The sequence below is a fragment of the Bacillus canaveralius genome (assembly GCF_002860125.1).
Taxonomy (GTDB): domain Bacteria; phylum Bacillota; class Bacilli; order Bacillales; family Cytobacillaceae; genus Bacillus_BJ; species Bacillus_BJ canaveralius.
This window is the reverse complement of the sequence record NZ_PGVA01000003.1, coordinates 80,403-103,323: the sequence shown is the minus strand read 5'-3', so window position 1 is coordinate 103,323 and position 22,921 is coordinate 80,403. Positions and strand designations below refer to the sequence as shown.

Below are 22,921 nucleotides of genomic sequence, written 5' to 3'. Positions count from 1 at the left end.
AAATAATGGAGACACGTTATGCACACCATCCGGAGGATATGAAAAAATACACAACAGATGAACTTAGAAGAGAATTTCTCATTGAAACTGTTTTTGAATCAGGCAAGGTTCACTTAACTTATACGCATGTTGACCGAATGATATTTGGCGGAGTGACTCCGGCTGAACAGAAATTAACGATTAAGCTTGATAAAGAATTAGGAGTCGAGTATTTCTTAGAACGCCGTGAACTTGGAATTATTAACATCGGCGGAGAAGGCTCTGTCGTGCTTGATGGAACAGAATATGACATGAAGCAGCGAGACGGATTATATGTTGGCAAAGGCATAAGGGAGGTATTATTCTCTTCCAGGGATGCCAGCAATCCAGCTAAATTTTATATTAATTCTGCTCCCGCACATCATACGTATCCGACAGTTAAAATTGATATTAACAAAATTGATCCTTTACAAATGGGTGCTTCTGAAACATTAAATGAGCGCAAAATCTATCAATACGTTCATCCAAATGTTTGTGAGAGCTGTCAGCTGCAAATGGGATTAACAATGCTTGCACCGGGAAGTGTCTGGAATACGATGCCTTGTCATACCCATGAGCGCCGTATGGAAGTTTATTTATATTTTGATATGAATCCTGACACTCGTGTTTTCCATTTTATGGGCAAGCCGGATGAAACAAGACATTTAGTGATGAAAAATGAACAAGCAGCCATTTCACCAAGCTGGTCCATCCATACAGGAACAGCAACAAGCAATTACACCTTTATTTGGGGAATGTGCGGAGAAAATATCACTTATAGCGACATGGATCATGTGAAAATGGAAGAATTGCGTTAACCACTTAGCGAGGGAGCAGTTCTATATTCAGATTCTAGTTAGAAAAGGAGGATGAATTGAATGATAAATGATCTTACATCATTTTCACTTGACTATTTTAGCCTAATCGGTAAAGTGGCGATCGTGACAGGAGCAAACAAAGGATTAGGGCAGGGGTATGCTGCTGCACTTGCTAAAGCTGGTGCCGATCTTTTTCTTGTCTCAAGGAGCGGAAATTGGGATGAGACAAGGGAAATAATTGAAGAGACAGGACGGCGGGCTGTGTTTTTTCAAGCGGATTTAGCCAATAGGGATTCCGTAAAACAAGTAGCAGCAGAATGCCTAAAAACATTTGGAAAGATTGATATTTTAGTAAACAATGCTGGTATGATCCTTCGTGCTCCATTATTGGAGTATAAGGAAGAAGACTGGGATACAGTTATGGAGGTCAATTTAAACTCTCTATACTTACTGAGCCAGGAAGCGGCCAAAGTGATGGTTGAGCAGAAGAGAGGAAAAATTATTAATATTGCTTCCATGCTCTCATTCCAAGGCGGCAAGTTTGTACCGCCGTACACAGCCAGTAAACATGCGGTTGCAGGTCTTACAAAAGCATTTGCAAATGAATTAGCCGAATATAATATTCAAATCAATGCGATTGCCCCTGGTTATATTGCTACGGATAATACAGCCCTAATTAGAGCGGATGAAAAGCGCAACACTGAAATCCTGTCCCGAATCCCGGCCGGCCGCTGGGCAGATCCATCTGATTTGATGGGTGCTGTTGTATTTTTATCAAGCAGAGCTTCCGATTATATAAACGGTCATATTTTAGCGGTCGACGGAGGATGGTTGGCACGGTAACGGTATTTTGATTTCGATATCATAAAAATATAAATTAGGATGGTGTCTTAATGGATAAAAATCTGAAGCGAATCTTAGCGTCTTCACTCACATTAACAACCTTCTTAACCGTGCCAATTATAGAATCGAACAACAATGCTCAAGCCTCTGAAAAGCCGGCACCAGTTACTGCAGATGCGGCTGTCTATACTAGCAATGCGAATGTTTTAGATCAATTGCATCAATTAAAGCTGAACTATAGTGAGTACCTTGTCGGTAACGAGAGTATGAACAATAATTACGTACTAGATACTAAGATTAATTCAGTCCATAACATGGCAAATACAAGGCTTGCTTCCTTCCTATCTAGTGAAGATCGAGTGAATGGGGAAGAAAAATTCCTATTTGACAATCTGGTCCTTGGAGAGAAGGATGCCAATTTAAGCAACTCCTATTTATATTTATACCAAATGGCACTTGCCACTAAAACGTACAAGAGAGTTGATTCAAGTGGTGTAAATTTATATGAAAATCAGGAAACCATCTATAAAGTAATTGATGGATTAGATTGGCTTTACTCGAACTTCTTCAAAGATCAAGAAAAGGGCTATTATGGAAATTGGTATTCATGGGAAATCGGCATGCCGATGAATATTACGAAAACACTGCTGCTGTTAGAGGATGAGATTAAAAATTATAAACCAGAATTAATTAATGCCTATACAGAGTCAATGGATTTGTATTTAAGGAACGGCACAAATGGAGATATCGATTTAACTTCCCGGTTTCATACTGGTGCCAACCTGGCTGATATTGCAACCAATCGAATTATACAAGGGGCACTGGTTGGGGACGAAGAACGAGTTTCGAAGGCAGTAGATCATATTCTAACTGTTTTTAAAACCATCGATCCCAACAATCTCATTAATGGAATTAGGGATGGGTTTTATGAGGACGGTTCTTTTATTCAACATCATAGAGTTGCCTATACAGGCTCTTATGGAAAAGTTCTCTTAAATAGAATTATCCAAACCATGAACATACTAGCGGACAGTAAATACAACCCTGAAGAACTATTGGTTCCGGCTGTAAAGGATTGGATATACAAAGGTTTTTCACCAGTCATATTTGAAGGTTATATGATGGAAATCGTAAAAGGGAGAGCGATCTCAAGGACTGGAACAGGTTATCAGGATGTCCATAGCATCATAGAAGCGATGGTAGATTTAACGAACTACTTAGATAAAGAAGACAGTAAACAGTTAAAATCACATATAAAATATATCGCTGACACTACTAAAGGGACTATCTCTACAGGATCTTTTACTTCATATGCTTCGATTCTCAATTTTAATCAGCTAATGACAAATCCTGAAATTGAGGCTAAAAATGGGATTGATGAAGCAAACCACTATGCCTTTAACTTAATGGATAAAACCGTGCATTTAAGAGATTCGTATGCTTTTGCTTTTTCCAGAAGCTCCAATAGAATCAGCAAATATGAATATATGAGCGGCGAAAATTTAATGCCATGGTTCCAAGGGGATGGGGCCTATTATTTGTATTTATCTGGAAATAATCAAACGAGGTCTTTTGGAGCTAATTTTTTTGCGACCATCAATCCTTATAAATTCCCGGGTACAACTGTACCTGTAGAAGAAAGAAAAACGATTCCAGAACTTTATGGCGGAAAGCTCTACTATGAAAATACGAATCATCCATTAAATTTTTATGCTTCTTCTGAGTCACAAAATGATTATGTGTATTTTCCAGTAGGTACAAATAATTATTCGGGAGGAGTAAAGCTTGGAAAATATGGAGTTTCAGGTATCCAGCTTGGGGATGAAATTGGATTTAACGATAAACAACGGGGGTTATTACCAGAAGACTTTGTAGTATATAAAAATGCAGAAGCAAATAAGTCAGCCTTTATGTTTGACGATGAGATTGTCTTAATGGGATCTGGTATCGAAGATATAATGGGAAGAGAGGTCATCTCCACGATCGACAATCGCATGTTTGATGGAACGGAAACAAGTTCTATTGCTGGAGAAACATATGATAAGGATAGATTAATAGATCCAGCCACTGGGGAGTACAATTTAAAATGGATTCATTTCAAAACGAATGCTGAGGGTACTAAGGTAGGCTATTATTTCCCAGAGGCCGCTCATATCGAAGTTACGAATGATACAGTTTCCAAAAACTTAAGAAAAATTCGCACAGGAAACCCAGATACAAAAGTAACGAAGAACTTCTTTACATTGGGCATGGATCATGGAAAGAATCCACAAAAAGCGAAATATGCCTACGTGATTTTACCTAATTTTGATGAAAAGAAAACAGAACAATATGCGGCAAGTCCGAGCGTAAAGGTATTATCCAATACAGAAGATGTCCATGCCGTTGAAAATATGAAGCTGGGAATCAAAGGATTTAATTTCTTCAGTGATAAAAAGAAAACGGTTAGTAATCTCACATCCTATAATCAAGCTTCAATTCTAGTAAAGAAGGATGGAGATACGGTCACCATTGCCATTTCTGATCCGACTTTTAGCTTGGATAAAATGAAACTGAAAGTTGATGTACCGAATCCTACAGTAGTTGCAGCTAGCGAAGGTGTAAAAATCTCCGTATCCAGTAAAAAGGCTCTCATTTATATTGATTCCAAAAATTCTAATGGTAAGAGCTTTGAAATAAAGCTAAAAATAAAAGAATAAGCAAAAATTCCAAAAGCTACTGGCTTTCCCGACAAGTGGAGTTCGGTAGCTTTACATCAATCGTATAGTTTCCTGTATAAGGATATTTAACGGGAATCATAGTATATGCTATACATGATGTATCAAACACTATAAAGAAATCAGTATCGTATATGATGTTAAAAGAAGGAACGTTATCTTGGAGCGACGAACTCCCTGTATTTACTATAATTATATTAGTTTTAGTAGTTATTATTGGTTTGGCCCTTGTTTTTATAAAAGGTAAAAACACGAAATGACCGAAAGAGCAGACCTTAATGGCCTGCTCTTATTTATGATAATACTAATATACTCTTATTATTAAATCGGATGAACAGGTTTTATTCCAAGCTCTCTGGACCAGATCGATAATTGACCGATATGATGAATTTCATGGGTGATAACATGCTGAATGACCTTTTTATATGGAAAGCTAACAATCTCACCATTATTTTCGCTTCACACTATATATGTTTTCTTCCGTTTCAGCTGTCCATGTGTTTAAAAAGTTCTGTAATGCCGGACGGGTAGAGTCAGAAAATCCCTTTACCTCACTAATTGCCGTCATCTTCTCAAAGTCTTTCTTAATAACAGGAATATTCATTTTATGGATGTATCCATATTTGTTCTGCATCAACAACATGAAATAAGGTTTTTATAATGCTTCCTATTCCGCCTACACGATTCTTTAAAAGCTCATCATTTGAAACATCTTTACACCATTCAAACCATTCTTCCCGTACCTGCCAATTATATTTGAATGAATCCAGCTTTATAAAATCACTGTCTTTCCTGGCTAGTTATACCGTATTCTATCACGAATTTTAGTATGTTTAGCCAAGGAAATGGCTTTGGGCTAATGCCCGGTTTATAAATCTATAAGCAGAAAGAGAATGAGAAAGAAATATTGTTCGCAAAAAAAGTTTGACAAATTTGTGAACAAATATAAAATATTCTGTAAAGGGGATGAATAATCATGAGTGAACAGCAGGTGAAATCTTTAAAGGTGATTAAGATTGTAACGACCATGTTTTGGTTATCGGGTTTTTCATTGTTTTTAGTTAGTTTATTTGCAAGCGGTATCAAGCAGGGTTACCTTATTTCGATTAGTTTAAGTATTATGGTGTCTTCGATTTTAACCTTTGGTTTTTGTATATTTATCAAGATCATGGAAGAAGCAAGCGGGAAGAGACGGGCTGTCCAGCGTCAGCACAGATCAACTTCAACGTTTGTTTATAAAAAATCACCGCAATTATATTAATTTTCTATCAGTCTACAAATCAATTTTTTTAAAAAAACTTGGGAATTCCGGCTAATGGTTGGAGTGTTCTCAAGTTTTTTTGTTGGTATTAGATTTAATCCATTTTAAATAAAAAACATATTGTAAAATTCAGAAAAGTCTATATAATGAAAACTGAGAGGTGATTCAGGTGTCAGAAAAAGCCGTTTATGATGATAAGATTTTGACGCAAAAAGGAATGGAAACGAGAGAAAAGCTGTTGGCTGCTGCAGAAGAGGTGTTTGGTAAAAAAGGCTATTATGAAGCTTCGATCGTTAACATTTGCCAGGAGGCAAAAGTAGCCCAGGGAACTTTTTATAATTACTTTCCATCAAAAAAAGATATTTTTGATGAACTAATCCGCCAATTTAGCCGCGATTTGCGTTTAACGATTAAAGAAGAAATGGCCAACGCTGTAAACTATGAAGATTCACAACGAAAGGGATTCCAGGCGTTTTTTAACTGGGTAAAAAATCGCCGCAATCTATACAGCATCGTCCAGCAGGCGGTAGTTGTCGATGAAGAGCTGTATCGCTGGTATTACGACAAGCTTGCAGCTGGTTTTTTAAAAAGCCTGTCAGCCGGAATCAGTGCAGGGGAGTTTAAAGAGATTGACCGGGAGACGGTTGCGTACTGCTTAATGTCAATTGGCCAGTTTCTTGGAATGCGCTGGGTCTACTGGGAAAAGCAAGATGTACCCGAAGAAGCATTTGATGCAGCTATGACTTTAATTTTTGAGGGGCTGAAAAAACAATAAAAGTGAGGTGGAGTTTATGCAAGGTATTGCCTATTGGATTGAAAAACACGCAAGCATACATCCAGATCGCATTGCCATCATCACAGAACAAGAAAAGATCACATACAAAGAATTGGACGAGAAAATATGCAAGGCTGCAGCTTACTTATTTCGGAGGCTTGGTGTAAAAAGGGGGGACCGGATTGCGATTTTGTCACAAAACCGATTGGAATATGTCGTCTTGCTTTTTGCGATTGCCAAAATCGAATGTATTGCTGTTCCGCTTAATATTCGCTTAAACATGAACGAGCTTGTCTTTCAGCTAAAAGACAGTGAATCGACTGTTTTATTTGCTGAAGAAGCTTTTCAACAGATGGCAAAATCATTAGAAACAGAATCAGGTATCGAACAAGTAGTGGCGTTAGAGACTTTAACACATCTTGAAGAACCCCTGAATCGTCTTTCCTATGAAATAAATGAAAACGCTTCCTTTATTATTTGTTATACATCGGGTACGACCGGTAAGCCAAAGGGCGCGGTTTTAACGCAAAAAAATATGTTTTGGAATGCGATTAATAATATACTCGCAATTGATTTAAATTCAAAAGATCGTTCGATTGTTTTGCTGCCGCTTTTCCATATCGGAGGAATCGGTTTATTCGCCCTCCCGACTTTATTTACAGGTGGAACCATTGTTATTCCAGGCAAGTTTGAGCCGGCTAAAGCTCTGTCGATGATTGAAGAACACCAGGCTACGGTCGTGATGGGTGTGCCTGCAATTCATCAAGCCCTGTTAAAATGCCCATCATTCCAGGCGAAAAATTTACAATCTGTCCGTTGGTTTTATAATGGCGGCGCCCCTTGTCCTCCCGAACTTATTAAAGCGTTTGTCGATAAAGGCTTTCTTTTCGGGCAAGGGTTTGGGATGACGGAAACATCGCCGACTGTCTTCATGCTGTCAGAGGAAGATGCTAACCGGAAAATAGGGTCAATTGGCAAGCCTGTTCTTTATTGTGACTACATGCTTGTCGATCGACAAGGAAACGAAGTTGGAACGGGAGAGGTCGGTGAGTTAATCGTCCGGGGACCTAATGTGATGAAGGAATATTGGAAAAGGCCTGAAGCAACAAACGACGCGATTCGGGATGGCTGGCTTTATACAGGGGATTTAGCAAGAGCTGATGACGAAGGGTTTCTATACATTGTCGGACGAAGAAAAGAAATGATTATTTCAGGCGGAGAAAACATTTATCCGCTCGAAGTAGAACAAGCAATTGGCCAGCTTTCGGAAGTACAAGAAGTAGCGGTGGTTGGAGTTGCTGATTCGATCTGGGGAGAAGTACCGGCCGCTTATGTCGTGAAAACTGAGGGAAGTCTGTTGACACAAGATGATATTATCGACCATTGTCACAGCTTATTAGCGAAATATAAAGTTCCAAAACAAGTGGTCTTTTTAGATGAATTGCCGAAAAATTCAACCGGGAAAATTCAAAAAAACCGTCTCGTAACTAATTAAGAAGCAGGTGAAAGAAATGTCTGGATTTACAATAGGACAGCAGGCGTCGTGCAGTAAAACAATAACAGAAACCGATTTTGTTTTATTCGCCGGTTTAAGCGGCGATTTTAACCCGATCCATATCGATCGCGAGTATGCGAAGAAAACAAGATTTAACCAGCGGATTGCCCATGGTTTATTAACCTCAAGCTTACTGTCGCAACTTCTCGGAATGCATTTACCGGGAAAAGGCTCCGTGTATATGGAACAGACGATACGTTTCAAAGCCCCTGTTTTTATCGGGGACACCATCACCGCAACAGCCACTGTCGATGAATTTATCAAAGAAAAGAACATCTTAAAGTTGTTAACTGAATGCCATAATCAAAAGGAGGAGCTTGTACTGACAGGATCAGCTGTAATGATGGTTCCGAAGGAGGAGGCAGAAATATCGTGAATATTGGGATTGAAGCAACAAGTACTTATTTTCCAAACGAGATCGAAACAGCGGCCGTCTTAGCCGAAAAGACAGGGATCCCTGAAAATGTGATCATTGATAAGTTTGGTTTATACCAAAAGCATGTAGCTGATGATACGATGCATGCTTCCGACCTCGCGATCGCAGCGGCGCGCCCGATTTTAGCCAAAGTAGATCCTTTATCGATTGATGTGGTCATCTATTTTGGCAGCCCACATAAAGACTATCATGTTTGGTCGAGTGCCCCGAAGATTCAGTATGAGCTTGGAACGAAAAATGCCTACGCCTTTGAAATTATGAATGTGAGCTCCTGCTTCCCGATTGCTTTAAAGGTTGCCAAGGACATGCTGAAATCCGATCAATCGATTCACAACATTTTGCTTGTCGGTGGTTGTAAGGAATCGCAAATTATTGATTACGATAATCCGCGTTCACGATTTATGTTTAATTTCGCCGATGGCGGAAGTGCTGTTTTAGTTAAACGGGGAGCAAAAATGAGCGACATTTTAGAAAGCGCTATCACAACAGATGGTTCTTTTCATGATGATGTCCGAATTCCCGCAGGTGGATCTAAACGTTTTGCCAGCTTTGAAACCGTTGAAAAGCGGGAGCATTATATTGATGTCGTCGATCCTGCAGGCATGAAAGCACGGCTCGATCCACTGTCTATTCCATATTTCACAGAAGTGATTCGCAAATCACTAAAAAAGAGCGGATTTACGCCAGAGGATATTAAAATACTTTTGCCGTTGCATACAAAACGTTCAATGTTCAGGGAATTGTTACAATCATTGAATCTACCCGAGGAGAAGGCATTGTACTTGGATCATCATGGGCATATGTCAGCACTTGATCCTTGTATCGGCCTCCATTTTGCCAGTGAACAAGGAAAGTTAGAGCCCGGAGATATTGCCGTCACTGTCAGTGCTGGTACCGGATATACTTGGGCCGCGACAGTTATCGAATGGAAAGGGGAAAAGACATGAAACAAATTGTGCGATTGTCGATCATGATTGTCATAATGATAAGCATGTTTGTGACAGGAGTTAGTGCCGCCACTGTTACATATGAAAAATCGTGGGGTAATGAGATAGACAGCTCAAATCTGTTTCGGACTCCAGTCGCCCTGGCACGGGACGCAAGCGGATTTATCTATATGGTCGATATGGGCAATCATCGGATTGTGAAGCTGGATTCTGCCGGGAGAGTTGTCAATACGTTTGGCACGTTAGGAAAAAACCCTGGGCAGTTTAACATGCCGTTTGGAATCGCCATTGACATAGACGGAAATATACTGGTTGCAGACACCGGAAATTATCGGATTCAAAAGTTTAATTCACAATTTCAATTTATAAAAAGCTGGGGAACTAAAGGAACAGCAAATGGCCAGTTTGGTTTTCCAAGAGAGATCGCTGTTGACGGGAATAACAATTATTACATTACCGATGAATTCAATCATCGCATCCAGAAATACAGCCCGGACGGTCAATACTTATTAACAATTGGGAGCTATGGTAAAGAGAATGGCCAATTGGCCCTGCCCCAGGGAATTGCGATAAATGCGCAAAACGAGATATATATTGCTGATACGTACAATAATCGAATCCAGGTGTTTGGCGCGAACGGCGTATATAAACGAAAAATTGGCAGCCTTGAGCATGGGATGGGTTCTTATCAATTTTACCATCCACGCGGGATTAATTTTGATCGGCAAACGGGATCGTTATATGTAGCCGATACATATAACAACCGCATTATGAAATTCAATAATCAGGATCAATTTTTATATACAACAGGCAGCTTTCCGCAATTTGTTTATCCGAATCAAATTTTGCCTGATGGCCTCGGGAATTTATATATCACAGACACCGGCAATAACCGCCTGCTTGTTTACAAGGAATATGGTTTATCAGCTTCATTCTATATGGAAGTCGGCACTGAACGGAATGGGGATAAACAGTTTGCAGGTCCTTATGATGTTGAAAGTGATTCATACGGAAATATATTTGTATCCGATTCGTTTAACCATCGCATCTTAAAATATAATTCCAGCGGCGATATCATTAGCAAATGGGGAAGCATGTATGGGAACGGTGGACCACTAGGTTATGGAAGCTACGCCGGCCAATTTTTTGTGCCGCGACAGATTGCTGTCGATCGATATGACAATGTGTATATAGCCGATTCGGTTAACCACCGGATTCAGAAGTTTTCAAATTCAGGAGTGTTCCTCGCATCTTACGGTTCTCTCGGTACGTTAAGCGGATATTTTCAGTTTCCATCAGGGGTGGCTGTCGACAGTAACGGCAATATTTTTGTCGCTGACTCTGAAAACAACCGAATTCAAAAATTCAACTCGTTTTTCTATTACATGAAGGAATGGGGAACAAAGGGGAGCGGTAACGGACAGTTTTCTCAACCGATGCAGCTGGCGATTGACTCCAAGGATAACGTCTATGTTGTTGACCGAATTAATAACAGAATCCAAAAATTTGATAACAATGGGAACTTTCTTGCCAAATGGGGTACGAACAATGGAGCAGGAAACCTTGATCCATTGGAAAACTGGCGTGAAGGCCCAGGGGACCTCTTTCTGCCAACAGGCATTTCCATCGATAGCAATGATCTTGTCTACGTCACGGACACATCGAATAATCGCATGAACATTTACGATCAAAACGGCAGATTTCTTGAGCAGTTTGGCAGCTTTAGTGGAACCGCGGGAAATTTCTTTTCACCACAGGGTCTTGACATTGATAAGAACGGAAATATCATCATTGCTGATGGGCTGCTGCAGCGAATTCAATTCTTTAAGAAAGCAAACTAAATGGGGGAATGAAGGATGAAAGAAAAACAACGTCATTGGCTTAACACGCTGATCTCGACATGGATAATCGGTTTACTTTTGATAACAGCAGCGTGCTCTGGCGGAAAAGCAAATTCTAGTGAAACGAGTAAAGACACCATTAAGGTGGGTGTTCTCGCTTCGCTGACAGGCGCTCTTGAGTCGTATGGGAAACAAACAGTCGAGGGATTTGAGCTCGGGCTCGATTATGCAACCGAAGGAAAACGTGAAGTGGCTGGCAAAAAGATTGAATTTGTTGTAGAAGACACGGAGACAAAACCGGATGTTGCTGTTAAAAAAGCGACAAAATTGCTGGAGGAAGATGAAGTTGACTTCCTGGTTGGTTCATCAAGCTCAAGTGACACTTTGGCAGTATTGCCGCTTGCGGAGGAATATGAAAAAGTAATGGTTGTGGAACCTGCCGTTGCTGACAGTATTACAGGGGAGAACTGGAACCGATACATTTTCAGAACGGGGCGAAACTCTTCCCAGGATGCGGTTGCCGGTGCGGCTGCAATCGCTGAAAAAGGAGTTAAAATCGCTACACTCGCTCAAGATAATGCGTACGGGCGAGAGGGAGTGGCTGCATTTAAAGAAGGAGCGGAAAAACTGGGAGCAGAGATTATCAATGAACAATATGCCGATGCAGCCTCAACAGATTTTACGGCGAACATTCAAAATATTATTAGCTCAAAGCCGGATTATTTATTTATCGTATGGGCTGGTTCCAACGCTCCCTGGAAGCAATTAAAGGATATGCAAGTCGAAGACCAGGGAATCAAAATTTCAACGGCTGCACAGGATATCGCGTCATTAAAAACGATGGATGCACTTATTGGAATGGAAGGTTTCTCGATTTATTATCATACACTTCCAGACAACAAAGTGAATGATTGGTTAGTTGAAGAGCATAAAAAACGGAATGATGGGGCAATTCCAGACTTGTTCACTGCTGGTGGAATGTCAGCGGCTATTTCGATCGTCGAAGCATTAAAACAGGCCGAGGGAGATACCGATATTGATACTCTCATTGAGACGATGGAAGGAATGGAATTTGAAACGCCGAAGGGACCGATGAAATTCCGGGCTGAAGACCATCAAGCGTTGCAGGCACTTTATGCGATCACACTGGAAAAACAAGACGGTATCGACCATCCTGTTCCTGTTTTAGTGAAAGAATTAAGTATGGAAGAAACAGAGCCGCCAGTACGGAATAAATAAGTGCGGGAATTAATTTCAGAATAGTCAAAAAGAAGGGGATGAATCATGCATCTCCTTCTTGTTTGAAAACGAATAAAAGAATAGGAGGCTTTTACTTGGAAAATTTATTAGAAGCCCGTAATCTCTCTGTCTCTTTTGGAAAACATCAAGTCATTAAAGACGTTCATCTAAATATTCCAAAAGGAAAGCTGACGTCGATTATTGGACCGAACGGGGCAGGAAAAACTACTTTATTTAATCTGTTAAGCGGGCAGCTTTCCCCGACAGAAGGAGAGATTTACTTTAAGGAGCAGAATATTACCAGGTTATCCATTGCAAACAGGACCCGGCTCGGCATCGGGCGCTCTTTTCAGCTTATTAATATTTTTCCTGACTTGACAGTGCTTGAAAATGTCCGGCTCGGCGTGCAGTCATTTGCTAAAGATTATTATCGGTTATTTCCAAAACGATCCGAATTCCGGCAGCAGCAAAAACAAGCAAGGTATCTTCTTGAAGTTGTTTTGCTTCAGGAAAAAGAAGGAGTCCTTGCAAAAGACCTGGCACATGGAGAGAAGCGGAAATTGGAACTTGCGATGCTATTAGCACTTAACACAGATTTATTGTTGCTTGATGAACCAACAGCCGGAATATCGATAGAAGAAGTTCCGGCCATTTTACAAGTGATCGAGAATATCAAAAAAGAAAGCGGCAAAACAATTGTCCTAATTGAGCACAAAATGGAAATGATCCTTCATCTCTCAGACCATCTTGTCGTGTTGTTTCACGGGGAGTTATTGGCTGAAGGGATACCTCCAGAGATTATCAAAGATGAACGTGTGCAATCTGCTTATTTAGGGGGTCTATATCATGACACTTTTAAAGGTCGTTAATATAGAGACGTATTTAGATCAGTTCCATATTTTACAGGGTGTTTCGTTTAGCGTCAACAAAGGTTCGATTACCGTATTGTTTGGAAGAAATGGTGCCGGAAAGACAACAACGCTCCGTTCGATTATGGGCTTTCATACTATTGCCAATGGAGCTGTTTACTACGGCGAAGAGAAGGTCAGCGGTTTGCCGACCCATACGATTTCGCAAAAAGGAATTGGCTATGTGCCGGAAAACCAGGGTATATTTTATGACTTAACGGTGGAAGAAACATTCTCCCTCGCCCAAATGAAAAAAAGTCTCCAGACGGAAGAGAAAGTTGATTGGATGCTTCAGTTATTTCCAGACTTGAAAAAGTTCTGGCATAAAAAAAGCGGCTTATTAAGCGGAGGGCAAAAACAGATGCTTGCTATTTCGCGAGCTTATATTAATAGTTCCGGTCTGATGTTAATTGACGAGCCGAGTAAAGGATTGTCACCAATTATGGTTGAAAAGCTTATGGAATCGATTTTAAAGATGAAGGAAAAAACAACCGTACTGCTTGTCGAACAAAATTTTTTAATGGCAAGTCAAATTGGCGAGTATTTCCACATTATGGATGACGGGAAGATTGTCCATAACGGCCTTATGAGTGATCTGAAAGAAGATAAAGAAACATGCCAAAAATATTTAGGGATTGCCTGATGTTATAAGGAGGTGCAATGAAAGTGGAAGTGCTGGTGAATTTATTTGTAAATGGTGTGTCAACTGGGATGCTCATTTTTTTGTTAGCATCAGGGCTTACACTAATTTTTGGGCTCATGAGTGTCCTGAATTTTGCCCATGGCGGCTTGTTTGCCTGGGGAGCTTATACGGGTGTATGGCTATTTAACGAAACCGGCAGCTTTATTTTGGCGATAATCGGTGCCATTGCGATGGGAATGCTCCTCGGCTGGATATTGGAAAAATTTTTGATTAGCCCGGTGTATGGAAACCATGTTCTTCAGCTTCTAGTTACGCTCGGCGGTATGCTTGTCTTAACTGAATGCTTGAAAGTGTTTTGGGGACCTAACCCGATTCGCGCTTCATTGCCGACCTGGCTGCAAGGAAGCCTTGTGTTTGACGGCATCATCTTGATCAAATATCGACTATTTGTCATTGTCATTGGCTTGATCATCTACGCCGGCTTATTGCTGTTGTTGAAGAAAACGAAAATAGGACTGATGATCCGTGCCGGTGTTATTGATAAAGAGATGGTCCAGGCACTTGGCATCAACATCAAAGCCATTTTCTCCTTCGTATTTTTATTGGGAGCCGGGATGGCTGCATTGGGTGGTTCGTTGCTCGCGCCGTATTCCGGTGTGGTGTATGCAGAAATGGGTATGCAGTATGCTATTTTAGCCTTTATCGTCGTTATTATTGGCGGGATGGGGAGCGTCCAGGGTTCTGCTGTGGCTTCCTTGATCGTCGGGATAGCAGGAGCCTTTATCGCGTATTATCTTCCTGATTTATCGCTTGCCATGAATATGTTGCTGCTTGTGTTCGTCTTATTGGTTAAGCCGACAGGATTTTTTGGTGAAAAAGGGGTGAGCTCTTCATGACCGAATTTTCTAAACGAATCCATCTACCCTGGGGGATAGCCATTCTTTTCTTTTTAATGTTATTTCCGGTTGTAAATGATTCCCGGAGCATGCTTATTCTGTTTACGCAAATATTTATTTTCGCTATTTTTGCGATGAGCTTTGATATCCTCTTGGGTTATACGGGAATTGTTTCATTTGGGCACTGTATGTTTTTTGGGATAGGTTCCTATAGTATTGCGCTCATGCTCGATCGTTATGAGGCAACGTTAATCAACTTTTTCATTGCAGTATGTGTTGCAGTTGTTTTGGCGGCGCTGGTTAGTTATGTAATTGGCATGTTGTCGCTGCGATTAAAAAGCCATTTTTACGCGATGCTTACACTTGCTGTTTCCCAACTGTTCCTTGTGCTTGCGGAAAAATGGCGGACGTTGACACATGGCGGAGATGGCTTCACTTTCCATGTACCCGATATTTTTCGGGACCGGTTCTCTTTTTACTACATCTCGTTAATTAGTCTTGTCGTCCTTTTTCTATTGCTGCGTCTTTTCACGACATCATCTTTAGGAAAAGTACTCAAAGCGATTTCTCAAAATGAGCAGCGGGCCGAAGCACTCGGCTATAAAATCCTGCATTATAAAGTTATTGCCAGTATTGTAGCGGGAACTGTGGCGGCCTTTAGCGGAGCATTGTATGTAGTAACTCTCCGGTTTGTCAATACGACAGTTTTTTCGATTGAAACGACTTTGGATGCGTTATTGATGACGATGATTGGCGGATTGGGAACACTGGCGGGGGCAATTGCCGGGGCAGGAGTGGTGGAATTTATCCAGCATTTCTTATCAGAGCTTGCGGGAGACTACCCGATATTTGAAAGGTGGTCGATCTTCCTTGGGCTCTTATACATCATTGTCTTATTGGCGTTTCCATCTGGCCTGGCCGGAGCGGTACAGACATTGACTAACAGAAAAAGAAAAAAAGCAAAAGAAGAAAAGCTCAAACAAGCTGCATGATAGCAAAAAAAATTCCGGCTAAAGTTTAGCCGGAATTTTCATCTATAAGACTATCAATTAATGGGAGTGCATGCCAAATGACATCACCCATACAGTACCTGCGACAATGATAATCGCAGTGAAGATGCCATAAATTACGTTGATCGTTTGAGTCTTGCCATCTTCGCCTTCATTCATGTGCATAAACATTGTTAACTGAAGGGCAGCCTGCAGCACAGCTAATGTGCCGATGATCATCATGATCACTTTGAACGATAAATTGGTTTTCAGCGCTATGCCTGCTGCGGCCAACGTTAAAACCAATGAGATTACGAATCCTACGACATGGCTGATTGGAAAAGCGTTTGTTTTCTTATCCATCTAGGCCACCATCCCTTTTAAATAAACGAATGTAAAAATGAAAATCCAAATAACATCAAGAAAGTGCCAGTACAAACCGATAATGAACGTTTTCCGAGCCGTTACCGGGGTTAGTCCTCGTTTCACAAGCTGGATAATAATCATAATAGCCCAGCCAATCCCGAGTGTTACGTGAGCTCCATGAGTTCCGAGCAGAACGAAAAAGCTCGATAGGAAGGCGCTGGTTTGCATCGTTGCGCCTTTATGGACGTAATGCGTGAATTCATTTATTTCCATGAAAAGGAACCCTGCACCGAGCAATAAGGTAATGACCAGCCATGCTATCAGTCCCTTCAGGTTGCCGCGGCGCATTTCAAAGATTGCCAGTCCCATCGTGAAGCTGCTTGTTAATAGCAAGAGTGTCTGGATCATAACTTCTTTTATCATAATAATATCCTGATGGGTTGGACCGCCTGCATAACGTTGGTAAAGCACTGCGTAAACACCGAAAAGCGTGGCAAATAAAACAATTTCAGCGCCAAGGAAAATCCAGAACCCGAGAATGTTCAGGCGGCTTTGCTCTGTTTGGTATTCCAAAGGCAATGACGTATTGACATTAGCTGACATGATTATTCACCTCTCCTTCGACGTTTCTCCAAGCATGTTCTGTTTCTTTGATTTCCTCAACTGGAACGTGGTATCCATCGTTATAATCAAATGAACGAACGATTAATCCGGCAATAATACCGAGACCTGCAATGGCCGCAGCGATATGCCATTCGAATACGAGGAAGAATCCTGCAATACCGAATACAACACACATAATGAAAGGCAGGCCGGAATTGCTTGGCATGTGAATTTCTTCGATTTCTTTATCTGAAAGTGTTAAACCTGTTTTCGTTTTCTTCATGTGCCAGAAGGCATCCTGTGTTTCTACTTCATGCAATTTTGCAAAATTATAGTGCTGAACAGGTGATGCTGTTGCCCATTCCAATGTTCTTGCATCCCAAGGATCGCTTGAAATGTTGCGATCCGCATAACGGATGCTCCAATAGATGTTATAGCAGAAGACTGCAAAGCCAGCCGCAAGAATCAGTGAGCCGATAGCCGACAAGCCAAACAATGGCGCAAATCCTGATTCAGCTGAATACGTGTAAGCCCGGCGTACGGCTCCGTTTAAGCCAAGGAAGAACATCGGCATGAAAGTAAGATTGAAACCAATCACAAACAGCCAGAAATGCCATTTTCCAAGTCTTTCGTTCAGCATATGCCCAAACATTTTTGGCCACCAGTAGTAAAGTGCACCAAATACGGCAAACACGACACCAGGAATAAGCACGTAATGGAAGTGAGCGACCAGGAACAGAGTGTTATGGTACTGGTAGTCAGCTGCACCCATTCCAAGCATAACACCCGTTACGCCTCCAATAACAAAACATGGAACGAAAGCGAGTGCCCAAAGCATCGGTGTAGCCATTTTAATCCGGCCCTTTCGCATCGTGAATAGCCAGTTGAAGACTTTTACACCAGTTGGTACGGCGATTGCCATTGTTGTGATCGAGAAGAATGAGTTTACACCAGGTCCTGCACCCATTGTATAGAAGTGATGGACCCAAACAACCATACTTAACACGGCAATACCGACAATCGAGCCGACCATTGATTTATATCCGAATAACGATTTACGCGAAAATGTCGCAATAATCTCTGAAAAAATACCGAAAGCAGGCAAAGCTACGATATATACTTCCGGGTGGGCCCATAACCAGAAAAGGTTAGCCCAGAGCATATCCATTCCGCCGCCGGACAGCGTGAAGAAGTGAGTTCCATAAAGGCGGTCAAATGTCATTAGTGCAAGGGCGACTGTGAAAATAGGGAAAGCCGCTACGATAATAACAGACGTTACTAATGTAGTCCATGTGAACATTGGCATCTTCATTAATGTCATGCCTTTAGTCCGCATTTTTAGAATCGTCACGATGAAGTTAATCCCTGTCATTAATGTACCGATCCCTGCAATCTGAAGGGCAACGGCATAATAGTTATTGCCGATTCCCGGACTAAATTCTTTTCCTGCCAGAGGAAAATATGAAGTCCAGCCTGCATCCGGTGAACCACCGATGACAAAGGAAATATTGAAAAGCATCGCACCGCTAAAGAATAACCAGAAGCTTAAGGCATTCAGTTGCGGGAAAGCCACGTCTCTTGCACCAATTTGCAGCGGAATCACGACGTTCATTAAACCGATCAGGAAAGGCATCGCCATGAACAAAATCATAATGACTCCGTGTGTTGTAAAAACTTCATTATAATGCTGTGCGTCCAAAAGTTGCATTTCAGGACGTGATGTCTGTACTTTCATCATCAATCCATCCATGCCGCCACGGAAAAACATCAACACTGCCGAAATAATGTACATAATCCCAATTCGTTTATGATCTACAGTGGTCAACCATTCCGTCCACAGCCATTTCCACTTCTTCAAATAAGTAATTCCAGCAATTATACCAATCATAGTTAAAAGAATGGCAATCTGTGAACCTAGTAATAATGGGTCTCCAGTTAATAAAATCTCATCCCATTTAATGCCCATGATGGTCACCTCCATCGGCTTGTTCAGTATCTGCATGTTGTTCATGTCCTTCATGCTTATGCTCTTGGTCGTTACCTGTTTTGTTCTTATAGTTGTCTTCTTCCTCAAACGTTTTGCCCCGGTAACCGTGAGTCTTGTAAAGATCAGGGTTTGTATAGGTCTTCGAATCCATTTCCGAGTGGTCAACCCACGCTAAATGCGTGTTTGAAAAAGTCAGTCGGCCCAAATGTGTTGGTTCGAGCAATTTCTCATACTCTTTTTCAGTCAGCTTTGGAGCAGTTGCTTTAGCTTCGTTGACCCACTTGTCAAATTCATCTTCAGTCTGGGCAAGAACTTCGAACTGCATTTCTGCATAACCTTTTCCGTTAAAGTTTGAGTTTCTGCCTTCATAGGATCCTGGATTGTCGGCAACCAGATACAGTTGCGTTTCCATCTTACCCATTGTGTACTTCTGGCCGCCCAACGCAGGAACCCAGAAAGATTGCATCGTACTTGCAGAGGTAAGCTTAAAGTTGACTGGAGTATCCTCAGGAATATTCACATAGTTTATAGTTTCAATTCCTTGTTCCGGATAGCTGAAGATCCATTTCCAATCGGCAGAAGTTACATGGATTGTAATCGGTTCTTTATTTTCATAGCCTTTAGGCACATCTTCCAATGCATAAAGCGTTTTAACTGTCGGAATCGTCAAGGCAATAACGATCAAAATCGGGATGCCGGTCCAAATAATTTCAAGAAGCGTGCTCCCGTGTTCTTCTGGTGGTTCGTAATCCATGTTTTCTTTTCTTTCTCTGTATTTCCAAACGATGTAAGCAAATAATGCAAACACAACCGCCACTACGAGTAGCATCCACCATAGAGACCAATTGATTAATTCCATAATGGATCTGGCTGCAGGACCTTGAGGCTCAAATACAACCATGTCCGGTACGCAGCCACTTAAGAATATGACTGGAATTACTGCAAGAAGAGAAACCAGTTTATTGATTGGCTTCACCAATGTTCACTCCTTTATAGGAAATTATTGTTCAATACATCACAAAAAATGCTCAATTGTTCACACAATAAATAAGCATAAACCCTTGACCAAGACATTTTGATTAACACTATACATATGATGTTAACATAATTATACTGAAAAAATTGTGACAAAAACGGGAAGGAATTAACTTACAATTTTAGTTTGCCTGAGCATTTTTGTTGCATTACATAGAGGTCGATCGCTTGAAGGATTGAAAGAGACTCGAATGATAGTTTTCGAGTATAGTTTTCCCAAATTTATCAAATGGTAGTTAAGGCGGCAACAGGAAGAGAAGTTGCCGTTAAAAAAGACTATCGTTAACAGTAGAATAATATTTTATTACGATAATGTCTAATATATTGATTTTCCTGAGAAGGTACGTTTATGGAGGGAAGCTATCCTGGCTGAAATAAAATTGATCCCATTATTGAAAATATGGATGAAGGATCCAGCGGGAGCTATTTTAAAATCACGGTAAAGGGTATGTTATTTTATATGCCAGGAATTTGTTACAATAGAAATTAGTTTTCTTTCTTGGGAAGTACACAAATATAGTGAACCAGAAAGGGTGTGTCCAGATGAAGAAAAAATATCAACTGATAACGCCTTCCATACTGGCTATCATCTCTCTCACCGCATTTAGTTTTATGGCGTTCTCAATCAGCGGCTCCAAACTCATACGCTTTGATAATATCGCGATTGCCTATATTCAAGGGTTTGAATCACTTTATCTAACATCTGTCATGAAATTTTTCACTCTTATTGGATCTGCACCTGTGATCGTGATTCTTTCGCTGATATTTTTGTTTTTAATTAGGAAATTTTTGGATGATCGTTCAGAACTAACATTATATATTGCCGTCACCTCCGGATCAGCTGTTTTAAATCAACTATTAAAGCTGATATTTCAGCGGGCCCGCCCCGACTTGCACCGCTTAATTGAGATAGGTGGCTATAGTTTTCCGAGTGGACATGCCATGAATGCAATGTCGGTATATGGGATATCGACATTCTTGCTCTTGAGACATATTCCCAGCAAATCGGGACGCAGAATTTTGATTATGTTCAGCGTCTTTATGATTTGTATAATCGGAATAAGCCGAATTTATTTAGGAGTCCATTACCCAAGTGATATTATCGGCGGTTATTTAGCAGGTGGACTTTGGCTTGGATTTACAATCTGGTTGTTTCAGCGTTTAAAAGGAAAAATGGTAAATGCAGATGGTGGCTGAGCTGATTTGGAATCTGCCAATTCGATCAGTTTTAATCTATGTGTTTCTATAACGTTTATCCTCTTGTTATAATGAGAATTATGATATTATCCTGGACATTAAAATTCAGGAGCTAGTTTAGCAGCATATTTTGGAACTAAAAAGACAATGGTTGGAGAAATAAAATATTTATTTATAGGGAGAAAATCAAAATGGAAAACTGGATAACGGAAATAATGAATAATTACGGATATATGGGGATATTTTTGCTTATCGCATTAGAAAATATTTTTCCACCGATCCCATCAGAGGTCATTTTAACATTCGGCGGCTTTATGACAACGACATCAAATATGAGTATAACCGGAGTGGTCGCAGTCTCTACTCTTGGGTCCGTTGCCGGGGCAGCCGTTCTTTACTGGGTTGGCTTGCTGATTAATATAGAACGAATCGAAAAGATCGTCGAAAAATGGGGACATATTCTCCGTTTAACAAAAAAAGACGTTCATAAAGCAAATGAATGGTTTGACAGGTATGGGGTTTGGACGGTTTTCTTCTGCAGGCTGATCCCTTTGATCAGAAGCCTTATTTCGGTACCGGCAGGTATGGCTCGGATGAACTTTGGGATTTTTCTCATTTTTACAACAGCAGGAACACTCATTTGGAATATCATCCTCGTCAATATCGGAGCCGCGGTTGGCTCTTCCTGGGAAACCATTGTTGGCTATATGGATATCTATTCAAATGTGGTTTACGCTATTTTGGCAGTTATACTTATTTTATTCGCCGCTCTCTTTATAAAAAATCGCTTAATTACTAAGAAATAAGTCGTTCCTGTTGGGAGAAGGTCTTAATGATCAAAACATATGCTATTACTCATTCGTATAAACTGGTCTATGACATAGCTATTGAGGAGCTAATTTCAAATGACTATTTGTGGTATTGGATTGATTTTTCAGAACCGACCGCTGACGAACTTCTGATATTACAGCATCCCCTCCGCTTCCATCCACTTGCGATTGAAGATTGTACGGTCAGACTACAACGCCCGAAGCTCGACTATTATGAGGAACAAGTCTTTTTTGTAACGCATAGTGTAAATCCTGAAACGTTCGAAAAAGAAGAAGTAAATGTATTTCTTGGTGAGCATTATATTGTCACTTTTCACCAACATCAATCAAATGAAATTGAGGAAGTATGGGGGCGGCTTCACGAATCGTCCAAGTTGGAGCGATGGGATCAATATCTTGTTTTATACCATTTAATCGATAAGCTAGTCGATAATTATTTTCCCATCATTTATAAAATAGAAGATACTCTTACTGAAATAGAAGATAATTCCACAAATAAGAGTATGGAAGAGCTGCTCGAAGGCTTATTTGACACACGGCACGATCTATTATCATTTAGACATACGGTTTCTCCTATGAAGGATTTGTTATACCGTATGCTAAATTCACATCGGCTTACAAATTTGCAACATAGAAAAGAATATTTTGCTGACATTCATGATCATTTACTTAAATTATCAGAAATGATTGATACGAATAGAGAAATAACAATGGATATCCGCGATAGCTACCTTTCATTAAATGCCAATCAGTCTAACCGCGTCATGAAGGTATTAACGGTTATCACAACGATTTTTATGCCATTAACGTTTATTGCAGGGGTTTACGGAATGAACTTTGAAAACATGCCGGAATTGACCTGGAAATACGGGTACTTTGCAACATTATTTGTCATGTTTGCAGTAGGATTTGGGATGGCGATATGGTTTAAAAAGAAAGGCTGGTTTAAATAATCGGGCCCAACTCGGAAATAACATTTTTTCGGGTTGGGCCTTCATTTTTGTGACACGAATTGAC

General features: G+C 40.6%; 21 protein-coding genes and 2 pseudogenes. 17 read left to right on the top strand and 6 right to left on the bottom strand.

Annotated elements, in window-relative coordinates; genetic code table 11:
• The first annotated feature begins 5 nt into the window (after positions 1 to 5).
• The 3 genes from kduI to CU635_RS01905 are packed head-to-tail and all read left to right on the top strand — an operon-like array spanning position 6 to position 4,378.
• Positions 6 to 836 carry a 5-dehydro-4-deoxy-D-glucuronate isomerase gene (gene kduI / locus CU635_RS01915; RefSeq protein WP_101575467.1) on the top strand — a complete coding sequence of 277 codons (831 nt, stop codon included), beginning with the start codon at positions 6 to 8 and terminating at the stop codon, positions 834 to 836.
• Between the two features lie 60 nt (positions 837 to 896).
• A complete protein-coding gene (kduD, locus tag CU635_RS01910; protein WP_101575466.1) occupies positions 897 to 1,679 on the top strand; it encodes a 2-dehydro-3-deoxy-D-gluconate 5-dehydrogenase KduD in 783 nt (260 codons plus the stop codon).
• A 50-nt stretch (positions 1,680 to 1,729) separates the two neighbouring features.
• Entirely contained in the window at positions 1,730 to 4,378 is a 2,649-nt protein-coding gene (locus tag CU635_RS01905) for a polysaccharide lyase 8 family protein (RefSeq protein ID WP_101575465.1), read from the top strand.
• Between the two features lie 339 nt (positions 4,379 to 4,717).
• Here the strand turns inward: CU635_RS01905 and CU635_RS24285 are convergent.
• Positions 4,718 to 4,813 (bottom strand): annotated as a pseudogene (locus tag CU635_RS24285) (DinB family protein); the annotation flags it as partial.
• Between the two features lie 214 nt (positions 4,814 to 5,027).
• Positions 5,028 to 5,166: pseudogene (locus CU635_RS24280) on the bottom strand (DinB family protein); the annotation flags it as partial.
• A 206-nt stretch (positions 5,167 to 5,372) separates the two neighbouring features.
• Here CU635_RS24280 and CU635_RS01885 point away from each other — a divergent pair.
• The 11 genes from CU635_RS01885 (at position 5,373) to CU635_RS01835 (ending at position 15,889) form a co-directional block, all read left to right on the top strand.
• Positions 5,373 to 5,657: a hypothetical protein gene (locus CU635_RS01885; RefSeq protein WP_101575463.1), complete on the top strand. Its 285-nt coding sequence runs from the start codon at positions 5,373 to 5,375 to the stop codon at positions 5,655 to 5,657.
• Positions 5,658 to 5,826: 169 nt separating this feature from the next.
• Positions 5,827 to 6,432: a TetR/AcrR family transcriptional regulator gene (locus tag CU635_RS01880; protein WP_142382815.1), complete on the top strand. Its 606-nt coding sequence runs from the start codon at positions 5,827 to 5,829 to the stop codon at positions 6,430 to 6,432.
• A 16-nt stretch (positions 6,433 to 6,448) separates the two neighbouring features.
• Positions 6,449 to 7,927 carry an o-succinylbenzoate--CoA ligase gene (locus CU635_RS01875; RefSeq protein ID WP_101575462.1) on the top strand — a complete coding sequence of 493 codons (1,479 nt, stop codon included), beginning with the start codon at positions 6,449 to 6,451 and terminating at the stop codon, positions 7,925 to 7,927.
• A 16-nt stretch (positions 7,928 to 7,943) separates the two neighbouring features.
• A complete protein-coding gene (locus CU635_RS01870; protein WP_101575461.1) occupies positions 7,944 to 8,363 on the top strand; it encodes a MaoC family dehydratase in 420 nt (139 codons plus the stop codon).
• The gene (locus tag CU635_RS01865) at positions 8,360 to 9,370 is read left to right on the top strand and encodes a 3-oxoacyl-ACP synthase (protein ID WP_101575460.1); all 1,011 of its coding nucleotides are present in this window, start codon (positions 8,360 to 8,362) and stop codon (positions 9,368 to 9,370) included. Before CU635_RS01870 ends, CU635_RS01865 begins: the two co-directional genes overlap by 4 nt.
• Before the next feature lie 44 nt (positions 9,371 to 9,414).
• A complete protein-coding gene (locus CU635_RS01860; RefSeq protein WP_101575510.1) occupies positions 9,415 to 11,211 on the top strand; it encodes a 6-bladed beta-propeller in 1,797 nt (598 codons plus the stop codon).
• Between the two features lie 15 nt (positions 11,212 to 11,226).
• Positions 11,227 to 12,450, top strand: coding sequence for a substrate-binding domain-containing protein (locus CU635_RS01855; RefSeq protein ID WP_101575459.1), 1,224 nt, complete (start codon positions 11,227 to 11,229; stop codon positions 12,448 to 12,450).
• Between the two features lie 95 nt (positions 12,451 to 12,545).
• On the top strand, positions 12,546 to 13,319 hold the full coding sequence (locus CU635_RS01850) for an ABC transporter ATP-binding protein (RefSeq protein ID WP_101575458.1): 774 nt from the start codon (positions 12,546 to 12,548) through the stop codon (positions 13,317 to 13,319).
• On the top strand, positions 13,297 to 14,001 hold the full coding sequence (locus CU635_RS01845; RefSeq protein WP_101575457.1) for an ABC transporter ATP-binding protein: 705 nt from the start codon (positions 13,297 to 13,299) through the stop codon (positions 13,999 to 14,001). Before CU635_RS01850 ends, CU635_RS01845 begins: the two co-directional genes overlap by 23 nt.
• 23 nt (positions 14,002 to 14,024) lie before the next feature.
• Complete coding sequence (locus CU635_RS01840; protein ID WP_101575509.1) at positions 14,025 to 14,897, top strand: branched-chain amino acid ABC transporter permease; 873 nt, start codon at positions 14,025 to 14,027, stop codon at positions 14,895 to 14,897.
• Positions 14,894 to 15,889, top strand: a complete 996-nt coding sequence (locus tag CU635_RS01835; protein WP_101575456.1) for a branched-chain amino acid ABC transporter permease — start codon at positions 14,894 to 14,896, stop codon at positions 15,887 to 15,889. The genes CU635_RS01840 and CU635_RS01835 overlap by 4 nt, the downstream gene beginning before the upstream one ends.
• 57 nt (positions 15,890 to 15,946) lie before the next feature.
• Here the strand turns inward: CU635_RS01835 and qoxD are convergent, their stop codons facing one another.
• From qoxD to qoxA, 4 genes are read right to left on the bottom strand one after another with little or no spacing between them, the layout of a single operon-like run.
• Positions 15,947 to 16,249 (bottom strand): cytochrome aa3 quinol oxidase subunit IV, encoded by a 303-nt coding sequence (gene qoxD / locus CU635_RS01830; protein ID WP_101575455.1) that lies wholly within the window; start codon positions 16,247 to 16,249, stop codon positions 15,947 to 15,949.
• Positions 16,250 to 16,855, bottom strand: coding sequence for a cytochrome aa3 quinol oxidase subunit III (qoxC, locus tag CU635_RS01825; protein WP_101575454.1), 606 nt, complete (start codon positions 16,853 to 16,855; stop codon positions 16,250 to 16,252).
• A complete protein-coding gene (gene qoxB, locus CU635_RS01820) occupies positions 16,845 to 18,821 on the bottom strand; it encodes a cytochrome aa3 quinol oxidase subunit I (protein WP_101575453.1) in 1,977 nt (658 codons plus the stop codon). Before qoxB ends, qoxC begins: the two co-directional genes overlap by 11 nt.
• The gene (gene qoxA / locus CU635_RS01815) at positions 18,811 to 19,809 is read right to left on the bottom strand and encodes a cytochrome aa3 quinol oxidase subunit II (RefSeq protein ID WP_101575508.1); all 999 of its coding nucleotides are present in this window, start codon (positions 19,807 to 19,809) and stop codon (positions 18,811 to 18,813) included. The genes qoxB and qoxA overlap by 11 nt, the downstream gene beginning before the upstream one ends.
• Before the next feature lie 611 nt (positions 19,810 to 20,420).
• Between qoxA and CU635_RS01810 the strand changes: the two genes are divergently transcribed.
• The 3 genes from CU635_RS01810 to corA all read left to right on the top strand — a co-directional run bounded on the left by CU635_RS01810 (position 20,421) and on the right by corA (position 22,857).
• Complete coding sequence (locus CU635_RS01810) at positions 20,421 to 21,074, top strand: phosphatase PAP2 family protein (RefSeq protein ID WP_101575452.1); 654 nt, start codon at positions 20,421 to 20,423, stop codon at positions 21,072 to 21,074.
• A gap of 191 nt (positions 21,075 to 21,265) precedes the next feature.
• Positions 21,266 to 21,880 carry a DedA family protein gene (locus tag CU635_RS01805; RefSeq protein ID WP_101575451.1) on the top strand — a complete coding sequence of 205 codons (615 nt, stop codon included), beginning with the start codon at positions 21,266 to 21,268 and terminating at the stop codon, positions 21,878 to 21,880.
• Positions 21,881 to 21,906: 26 nt separating this feature from the next.
• Positions 21,907 to 22,857: a magnesium/cobalt transporter CorA gene (gene corA / locus CU635_RS01800; protein WP_101575450.1), complete on the top strand. Its 951-nt coding sequence runs from the start codon at positions 21,907 to 21,909 to the stop codon at positions 22,855 to 22,857.
• Positions 22,858 to 22,921 lie beyond the last annotated feature (64 nt).

Coding starts and splice junctions, on each gene's coding strand:
- kduI (WP_101575467.1), top strand. CDS start 6: ATGGAGACACGTTATGCACACCATCCGGAGGATATGAAAAAATACACA.
- CU635_RS01845 (WP_101575457.1), top strand. CDS start 13,297: ATGACACTTTTAAAGGTCGTTAATATAGAGACGTATTTAGATCAGTTC.
- corA (WP_101575450.1), top strand. CDS start 21,907: ATGATCAAAACATATGCTATTACTCATTCGTATAAACTGGTCTATGAC.
- CU635_RS01855 (WP_101575459.1), top strand. CDS start 11,227: ATGAAAGAAAAACAACGTCATTGGCTTAACACGCTGATCTCGACATGG.
- qoxC (WP_101575454.1), bottom strand. CDS start 16,855: ATGTCAGCTAATGTCAATACGTCATTGCCTTTGGAATACCAAACAGAG.
- CU635_RS01885 (WP_101575463.1), top strand. CDS start 5,373: ATGAGTGAACAGCAGGTGAAATCTTTAAAGGTGATTAAGATTGTAACG.
- kduD (WP_101575466.1), top strand. CDS start 897: ATGATAAATGATCTTACATCATTTTCACTTGACTATTTTAGCCTAATC.
- CU635_RS01810 (WP_101575452.1), top strand. CDS start 20,421: ATGAAGAAAAAATATCAACTGATAACGCCTTCCATACTGGCTATCATC.
- CU635_RS01835 (WP_101575456.1), top strand. CDS start 14,894: ATGACCGAATTTTCTAAACGAATCCATCTACCCTGGGGGATAGCCATT.
- qoxD (WP_101575455.1), bottom strand. CDS start 16,249: ATGGATAAGAAAACAAACGCTTTTCCAATCAGCCATGTCGTAGGATTC.
- CU635_RS01860 (WP_101575510.1), top strand. CDS start 9,415: ATGTTTGTGACAGGAGTTAGTGCCGCCACTGTTACATATGAAAAATCG.
- qoxB (WP_101575453.1), bottom strand. CDS start 18,821: ATGGGCATTAAATGGGATGAGATTTTATTAACTGGAGACCCATTATTA.
- CU635_RS01870 (WP_101575461.1), top strand. CDS start 7,944: ATGTCTGGATTTACAATAGGACAGCAGGCGTCGTGCAGTAAAACAATA.
- CU635_RS01805 (WP_101575451.1), top strand. CDS start 21,266: ATGGAAAACTGGATAACGGAAATAATGAATAATTACGGATATATGGGG.
- CU635_RS01875 (WP_101575462.1), top strand. CDS start 6,449: ATGCAAGGTATTGCCTATTGGATTGAAAAACACGCAAGCATACATCCA.
- CU635_RS01905 (WP_101575465.1), top strand. CDS start 1,730: ATGGATAAAAATCTGAAGCGAATCTTAGCGTCTTCACTCACATTAACA.